The 6,012-nt window shown below is 48.2% G+C and carries 7 protein-coding genes, 3 pseudogenes and 1 other annotated feature; of the genes and pseudogenes, 3 read left to right on the forward strand and 7 right to left on the reverse strand.

Going from position 1 to position 6,012, the window contains the following annotated elements; genetic code table 11:
* Positions 1-333 (forward strand): annotated as a pseudogene (locus BHE85_RS09670) (IS1-like element IS1X2 family transposase); the annotation flags it as partial.
* On the opposite strand, the pseudogene BHE85_RS09675 reads toward BHE85_RS09670, so the two are convergent.
* Both BHE85_RS09675 and BHE85_RS09680 read right to left on the reverse strand, forming a co-directional pair.
* Positions 322-681 (reverse strand): annotated as a pseudogene (locus BHE85_RS09675) (YfiR family protein); the annotation flags it as partial. The pseudogenes BHE85_RS09670 and BHE85_RS09675 sit on opposite strands and share 12 nt — an antisense overlap.
* Positions 682-830: 149 nt before the next feature.
* Positions 831-1,196, reverse strand: coding sequence for a DUF2799 domain-containing protein (locus BHE85_RS09680; protein WP_004985941.1), 366 nt, complete (start codon positions 1,194-1,196; stop codon positions 831-833).
* 207 nt (positions 1,197-1,403) lie between these two features.
* Here BHE85_RS09680 and aroF point away from each other — a divergent pair, with 207 nt between their 5' ends.
* Together aroF and tyrA are read left to right on the forward strand one after the other, a co-directional pair.
* A complete protein-coding gene (gene aroF, locus BHE85_RS09685) occupies positions 1,404-2,474 on the forward strand; it encodes a 3-deoxy-7-phosphoheptulonate synthase AroF (protein ID WP_001168038.1) in 1,071 nt (356 codons plus the stop codon).
* Positions 2,475-2,484: 10 nt separating this feature from the next.
* Complete coding sequence (gene tyrA / locus BHE85_RS09690; RefSeq protein WP_000225225.1) at positions 2,485-3,606, forward strand: bifunctional chorismate mutase/prephenate dehydrogenase; 1,122 nt, start codon at positions 2,485-2,487, stop codon at positions 3,604-3,606.
* Positions 3,607-3,648: 42 nt separating this feature from the next.
* Here tyrA and pheA read toward each other — a convergent pair whose 3' ends face one another.
* The 5 genes and pseudogenes from pheA to BHE85_RS09715 form a co-directional block, all read right to left on the reverse strand.
* Positions 3,649-4,809, reverse strand: a complete 1,161-nt coding sequence (pheA, locus tag BHE85_RS09695) for a bifunctional chorismate mutase/prephenate dehydratase (RefSeq protein WP_000200116.1) — start codon at positions 4,807-4,809, stop codon at positions 3,649-3,651.
* A gap of 22 nt (positions 4,810-4,831) precedes the next feature.
* Positions 4,832-4,957: a sequence feature (Phe leader region), on the reverse strand.
* The gene (gene pheL / locus BHE85_RS09700) at positions 4,909-4,956 is read right to left on the reverse strand and encodes a pheA operon leader peptide PheL (RefSeq protein WP_001386991.1); all 48 of its coding nucleotides are present in this window, start codon (positions 4,954-4,956) and stop codon (positions 4,909-4,911) included. Its footprint overlaps the feature before it by 48 nt.
* 102 nt (positions 4,958-5,059) lie before the next feature.
* Positions 5,060-5,401 carry a ribosome-associated translation inhibitor RaiA gene (raiA, locus tag BHE85_RS09705; RefSeq protein ID WP_000178456.1) on the reverse strand — a complete coding sequence of 114 codons (342 nt, stop codon included), beginning with the start codon at positions 5,399-5,401 and terminating at the stop codon, positions 5,060-5,062.
* A gap of 260 nt (positions 5,402-5,661) precedes the next feature.
* Positions 5,662-5,822: pseudogene (locus BHE85_RS09710) on the reverse strand (IS4 family transposase); the annotation flags it as partial.
* Between the two features lie 41 nt (positions 5,823-5,863).
* A partial coding sequence (locus tag BHE85_RS09715) for an IS3 family transposase (RefSeq protein WP_146628089.1) occupies positions 5,864-6,012 on the reverse strand: 149 nt, incomplete at its 5' end.

Raw genomic sequence — 6,012 nt, forward strand, 5'->3', positions numbered from 1 at the left:
TGGCTGTTTTACGCGTATGACAGGATACGGAGGACGGTTGTGGCGCACGTCTTCGGTGAACGCACTCTGGCCACACTGGAGCGTCTTCTGAGCCTGCTGTCGGCCTTTGAGGTCGTGGTATGGATGACGGATGGCTGGCCGCTGTATGAATCACGCCTGAAGGGAAAGCTGCACGTTATCAGCAAGCGTTACACTCAGCGCATTGAGCGACATAATCTGAATCTGAGACAACATCTGGCAAGGCTGGGACGGAAGTCACTGTCGTTCTCAAAATCGGTGGAGCTGCATGACAAGGTCATCGGGCATTATCTGAACATAAAACACTATCAGTAAGTTGGAGTCATTACCTTGTTCGGTTAATTCCATCTGGAATGTCGGTGACTCGTTGCCAAAATAAAAACCATTGCAGCCTGAAATCATCGCCTCTTGTTGAGTGTGAATGATGACAGGCAGATAAGGCAAAGATGTCGCGGCATTCTCTTGTAGGGCGGTACTAAAACGTGAAGATGAAAAGATACATAACTTTGGTGGCCCTGATAGCGCAGGCCAGCGGGTGTAACTGACAATACCGGAAACCATCATACGCACGTTTTTCGCAACGTCAGAAGGCTCCTGAGCGAGTATTGGTGCTCCCGTCAGCAGGAGAATCAGAAGTAAGAACAGTCGGTGAGAAAAACGCATTCAGGGATCCCCACCTTCTTCGCTCGAAATGCATCGATATTTTTTCAGAATGCTCATTAAAATATCATTTTTTCATGCGATCGTCATCAATGTGAGAAATAAAACACAATGAGTAAAATCTTATGTTTAATTTATTTGTGGGGTTTTAATTAATTTAATCGTATTGTGCTGGCATTTTCATCAGCCCCTTTTTGCCATACTTCATGCAGTTGGCTGGCACTTTCAACATTGTTACAGCTGGCAGGAAAGCTTTTACCGGAAAGTCCCCGGGCATAAGTAAAATCGGTCTGGCAAGTTTTCTTTTGTCCTTCGGCATATCCTTTAAGGTATAGACCGCGATCCGCCTGTGAATCGCCAAATGCATCGTCATCTTTTATGGCGCTGCCCGATATCGCATCTTCCATACCGACATCATACCAGTCGGTGCTGGTCAAGGTTGGCGCGTGAGTATAAGGATCAATCTGACATCCGCTAACCAGTAAAGCCAATAAGGGGGCGATAAACTTTTTCATCATTTCTTTCTCCTTTTTCAAAGCATAGCGGATTGTTTTTAAAGGGGGTGTAAATTTATTTGTACGAAATAAGCATCAAAGCGCGAGTAAATTGTTCGTGTAAAGAAAAGCGTACGAAATATGGATTGAAAACTTTACTTTATGTGTTATCGTTACGTCATCCTCGCTGAGGATCAACTATCGCAAACGAGCATAAACAGGATCGCCATCATGCAAAAAGACGCGCTGAATAACGTACATATTACCGACGAACAGGTTTTAATGACTCCGGAACAACTGAAGGCCGCTTTTCCATTGAGCCTGCAACAAGAAGCCCAGATTGCTGACTCGCGTAAAACCATTTCAGATATTATCGCCGGGCGCGATCCTCGTCTGCTGGTAGTTTGTGGTCCTTGTTCCATTCATGATCTGGAAACTGCTCTGGAATATGCTCGTCGATTTAAAGCCCTTGCCGCAGAGGTCAGCGATAGCCTCTATCTGGTAATGCGCGTCTATTTTGAAAAACCCCGTACCACTGTCGGCTGGAAAGGGTTAATTAACGATCCCCATATGGATGGCTCTTTTGATGTAGAAGCCGGGCTGCAGATCGCGCGTAAATTGCTGCTTGAGCTGGTGAATATGGGACTGCCACTGGCGACGGAAGCGTTAGATCCGAATAGCCCGCAATACCTGGGCGATCTGTTTAGCTGGTCAGCAATTGGTGCTCGTACAACGGAATCGCAAACTCACCGTGAAATGGCCTCCGGGCTTTCCATGCCGGTTGGTTTTAAAAACGGCACCGACGGCAGTCTGGCAACAGCAATTAACGCTATGCGCGCCGCCGCCCAGCCGCACCGTTTTGTTGGCATTAACCAGGCAGGGCAGGTTGCGTTGCTACAAACTCAGGGGAATCCGGACGGGCATGTCATCCTGCGCGGTGGTAAAGCGCCGAACTATAGCCCTGCGGATGTTGCGCAATGTGAAAAAGAGATGGAACAGGCGGGACTGCGCCCGTCTCTGATGGTAGATTGCAGCCACGGTAATTCCAATAAAGATTATCGCCGTCAGCCTGCGGTGGCAGAATCCGTGGTTGCTCAAATCAAAGATGGCAATCGCTCAATTATTGGTCTGATGATCGAAAGTAATATCCACGAGGGCAATCAGTCTTCTGAGCAACCGCGCAGTGAAATGAAATACGGTGTATCCGTAACCGATGCCTGCATTAGCTGGGAAATGACCGATGCCTTGCTGCGTGAAATTCATCAGGATCTGAACGGGCAGCTGACGGCTCGCGTGGCTTAAGAGGTTTATTATGGTTGCTGAATTGACCGCATTACGCGATCAAATTGATGAAGTCGATAAAGCGCTGCTGAATTTATTAGCGAAGCGTCTGGAACTGGTTGCTGAAGTGGGCGAGGTGAAAAGCCGCTTTGGACTGCCTATTTATGTTCCGGAGCGCGAGGCATCTATGTTGGCCTCGCGTCGTGCAGAGGCGGAAGCTCTGGGGGTACCGCCAGATCTGATTGAGGATGTTTTGCGTCGGGTGATGCGTGAATCTTACTCCAGTGAAAACGACAAAGGATTTAAAACACTTTGTCCGTCACTGCGTCCGGTGGTTATCGTCGGCGGTGGCGGTCAGATGGGACGCCTGTTCGAGAAGATGCTGACACTCTCGGGTTATCAGGTGCGGATTCTGGAGCAACATGACTGGGATCGAGCGGCTGATATTGTTGCCGATGCCGGAATGGTGATTGTTAGTGTGCCAATCCACGTTACTGAGCAAGTTATCGGCAAATTACCGCCTTTACCGAAAGATTGTATTCTGGTTGATCTGGCATCAGTGAAAAATGGACCATTACAGGCCATGCTGGCGGCGCACGATGGCCCGGTACTGGGGTTACACCCGATGTTCGGCCCGGACAGCGGTAGCCTGGCAAAGCAAGTTGTGGTCTGGTGTGATGGACGTAAGCCGGAAGCATACCAATGGTTTCTGGAGCAAATTCAGGTCTGGGGCGCTCGGCTGCATCGTATTAGCGCTGTCGAGCACGATCAGAATATGGCGTTTATTCAGGCTCTGCGCCACTTTGCTACTTTTGCTTATGGGCTGCATCTGGCAGAAGAAAATGTTCAGCTTGAGCAACTTCTGGCGCTCTCTTCGCCGATTTACCGCCTTGAGCTGGCGATGGTCGGGCGACTGTTTGCTCAGGATCCGCAGCTTTATGCCGACATTATTATGTCGTCAGAGCGTAATCTGGCGTTAATCAAACGTTACTATAAGCGTTTCGGCGAGGCGATTGAGTTGCTGAAGCAGGGCGATAAGCAGGCGTTTATTGACAGTTTCCGCAAGGTGGAGCACTGGTTCGGCGATTACGCACAGCGTTTTCAGAGTGAAAGCCGCGTGTTATTGCGTCAGGCGAATGACAACCGCCAGTAATAATCCAGTGCCGGATGATTCACATCATCCGGCACCTTTTCATCAGGTTGGATCAACAGGCACTACGTTCTCACTTGGGTAACAGCCCAATACCTTCATTGAACGGGTAATTTCACCTAACTCTTTCAATGCTTTTTGCATTTCCGCTGATTCAAGATTGGCCTGAATATCCAGATAAAACATCTCTTCCCATGGATTACCGTGAATCGGGCGTGATTCCAGACGGGTCATAATCAGATTGTGGTTGCGCAGCACCAGCAACGCTTCAACCAGCGCACCGGCTTGTTGCCCGGTCGCCATTAACAACGTCGTTTTCGCCGGAACCTGGTCAGACACGTTAATGGCTTTACGTGCCAACACCACAAATCGGGTGAAGTTTTGTTGCTGATTCGCTTCAATACGCTCCAGTACCTGCAAACCGTACAAAGTGCCGCCAGCTTCGCTTCCCAACGCAGCAACATGCGGTGATTTTGCCTGTGCAACCTTTTCCATTGCCGCAGACGTACTTTCGGTATATTCAATCTTCCAGTGAGGATAACGATTAAGGAATTTGCTGCATTGCTGGAATGGCTGCGGATGGCTGTAGACCGTATTAATGGTGGATAAATCAGTCGTGCCGGAGACCAACAAACAATGGTCGATAGTTAACGTCATCTCGCCAACAATCGACAAGCTGGTATGTTGCAGCAGATCGTAAACGTCGTTTATGGCACCGGAGCTGGTATTTTCAATCGGTACGACGGCATAGTCGGCCTGGCCGGTTTCCACCTGATTAAAAATATCGGCAAATTTGGCGCAGCCACTTTCAATGAATTGCTCAAAGTGACGGGCAGCATACTGGCGCGCCGCAAGATGGGAATAAGAACCTTTGGGGCCGAGAAAAGCGATGCGTGCTGAGTGCGGATTAATTTTATTGAGATGTTGCTGGAGCAAAGCCTGCTGAGTTAATACGGAATCTTCAATGATGAGCTGGAACAGGCGAGTAATGTAATGGGCGTCCAGATGGTGCGCTTTACCGAGCGTAATTAATCTTTCCAGTAAATCGCGTTCACGATCAATATCTCGTACCGGGCGATGCGAGAGCAGTTTGGCTTTTCCCACCTCGACGGCCAGTTCGCGCCGCTCTGCCAGTAATGCTAATAATTTTTCATCCAGCGCGCTGATTTTCTCTCGCAGCGCCAGTAATGGATTTTCCGATGTCATAGTGTTGCCTTTTTTGTTATCAATAAAAAAGGCCCCCCGGTTTGGGAGGCCTTATTGTTCGTCTTCGCATTCTGTTTCACACGACGAAACGCCTCCCATTCAGGGGAAGGTAAAAAAGAATGCGAAGAAAAACGGTGTGTGTTTCATGTTTGTTTCCTTAAGTGACTTTAGTACAGTACCCGTACTGTTTTCACGCTGTCAACAAAAAACGCGCCCGAAGGCGCGTTGGCGATACACTCAATATAAAGGACTACTCTTCTTCAACTTCTTCGACGAAGTTGGCGTCTTTCACCGATGTTGCGGCACGACGTGCTTCGCCTTTGTGCTGCAGTTTATTGAGCTGCCGTTCCAGCTTGTTGATCAATTCGTTAATTGCAGTGTACATATCTTCATGTTTACCACTGGCAACCAGAACGCCGTTAGGTGTATTGATTGTGGCGTCAGCAACAAACCCTTGTGGCTCTTTGGACAGAATGATATGTGGATTAATCAGATGTGTTTGCCATTTTTCCAGTTTGGCGAGACGGTCTGCGACATGTTGGCGGATGGCCGGAGTAATTTCCATTTGTTTGCTGGTAATGTTCATTGTCATAAATTTTACCTCTTGTCTTCCCGTCTTGGTGAATTCAGCATACCGTTCCTGATGTCAAAATGTGTGATGGGAATCTCATAATTTTGTCACTTTTTGTCAACGAATCTTTTTTGTGAGAAATCGCAGGAAGAGGTGTTTTTTTACTTGAGGAATATCTCAAAGCGAGCCATATTTGATGAGATCGATAGTGACTAAATCGCTTCAGTTTCACAACTAACAGAATAAAAAAACGGCAGCTCAAGGGCTGTAATGCCAGTCAGTTAAGCAACTGACTGGCTCTTTTTCGGGCTGTGGGGTATTTCCAGGGCCTCTCCTTTACCACTCTCGGGAAGGCCCTTCCCCTTCTCGTCGGTAATTTCACAAGTTGTCCCATACTTGCAAGATCGCGCATCAGCTCCGGTATACGTCCCGGTGAAGCGTGAGGTGTACTGGCAATAGCGGACACTACCATTTGTTCTTTTTTTAAGCAGCCATCTGATGATATTTTTCCCTGAAGGCTGCCGGGGAGATACTCCCCAGACGAGAGTGACGACGCTGACGATTGTAGAAAATCTCAATGTATTCCCGTATTACTGAGATGGCTTCATCCCGGTTATTAAAACGATAGTGGC

Source organism: Shigella sp. FC1567 (assembly GCF_001743015.1).
Taxonomy (GTDB): Bacteria; Pseudomonadota; Gammaproteobacteria; order Enterobacterales; family Enterobacteriaceae; genus Escherichia; species Escherichia coli.